Source organism: Bacillus pretiosus (assembly GCF_051294775.1).
Lineage (GTDB): Bacteria > Bacillota > Bacilli > Bacillales > Bacillaceae_G > Bacillus_A > Bacillus_A wiedmannii.
Map to the genome: position 1 here is coordinate 1 of NZ_JBPPHF010000233.1, position 301 is coordinate 301.

Sequence of the window (301 nt, forward strand, 5' to 3'; positions counted from 1 at the left end):
ATGTAGATGATACTGCTCTTAACATCTACATCATCCACTTTAGAAAGCGCTACCGCACCTTTTGTTAAACTATTTTTAGCAGTAACAGAAATCGGTTCAGCTTGTCCTTTTTCAATAGTGAAAGGAATCGGTTCTTTATTTAAATCGTAGTGTTTCGGAGCTTTCGTCTCGACGAATTGATATTCACCAGGACGTAAGTCAGAAACGCTAATTTTACCTTGTGAATTTGTAGTAAGATACTTGCGGATTACAGTACCATTCATATCAACAATGTTAAATACTGCGTCTTCAAGAGTAGTAC

At 36.5% G+C, this 301-nt stretch carries 1 protein-coding gene; it reads right to left on the reverse strand.

Features of this window, described 5'->3' with window-relative positions; all coding sequences use genetic code 11:
- The coding region (locus tag ACSG5Z_RS30670; RefSeq protein WP_435712840.1) for a prealbumin-like fold domain-containing protein at nucleotides 1–301 on the reverse strand (301 nt) is incomplete at both ends.